Origin of the sequence: Limnospira sp. (genome assembly GCF_051859755.1) — a bacterium.
In the GTDB taxonomy this organism is placed as follows: Bacteria; Cyanobacteriota; Cyanobacteriia; order Cyanobacteriales; family Microcoleaceae; genus Limnospira; species Limnospira fusiformis.
In genome coordinates this window covers 1-548 of the sequence record NZ_JBIMLI010000414.1, presented here as the reverse complement: position 1 = coordinate 548, position 548 = coordinate 1, and the positions used below count along the sequence as shown (strand labels likewise).

Sequence of the window (548 nt, the reverse complement as noted above, 5' to 3'; positions counted from 1 at the left end):
CACCGAAGCTAACAGAGCCGCACACCAAATATTCAGATCCAAGCACAACCTTAAAGTCTCAGTCATCTTGAGTTAGCTTAACTGCAGCATCAAGGATATCGTCTTCAGTTACCAAAGAATCTAACCACTCCTTATTTAGCTGCGGTTGAATTTTTTGTATAGCTTCATGGTACTGACTTTCCAAAATAGCCCGGGCGACAATATTAGCCATCTCAACTTTTTCGGCACCGGAAACGACGTTACCGGCTAACCATACAGCAGGTGGCAGCAGGGAGCAAAATTCGATCGCTAATTTAGCAATTTGAGAAGGAGACAAATTCTGTTTTTTGGATAAAACATCGATTTGTCTTAAAGTTTCATTATCTAGGTTAACCGGCAGATTTTCCATGACAAGCGGGGTAACAATGACTGTGGAATTGAACTTTTAAGATAGCCCCAAAATATCTCGCATAATATTTAACATTTTTACATTGTCTATATTTAAAATCTGTGCGATCGCCATCCTCATTTCCCTGGATTTCAGTAATCCTGCTAGGGTAGTGGTAGGC

At 40.5% G+C, this 548-nt stretch carries 1 protein-coding gene; it reads right to left on the bottom strand.

What is annotated here, in order from left to right; all coding sequences use genetic code 11:
• Positions 1 to 58 precede the first annotated feature (58 nt).
• Positions 59 to 388, bottom strand: a complete 330-nt coding sequence (locus ACTIE0_RS24950) for a hypothetical protein (protein WP_006622262.1) — start codon at positions 386 to 388, stop codon at positions 59 to 61.
• Positions 389 to 548: the final 160 nt, after the last annotated feature.

What these genes read in the sequence shown, in the direction of transcription:
- ACTIE0_RS24950 (WP_006622262.1), bottom strand. Translation starts at nt 388, where the DNA reads ATGGAAAATCTGCCGGTTAACCTAGATAATGAAACTTTAAGACAAATC.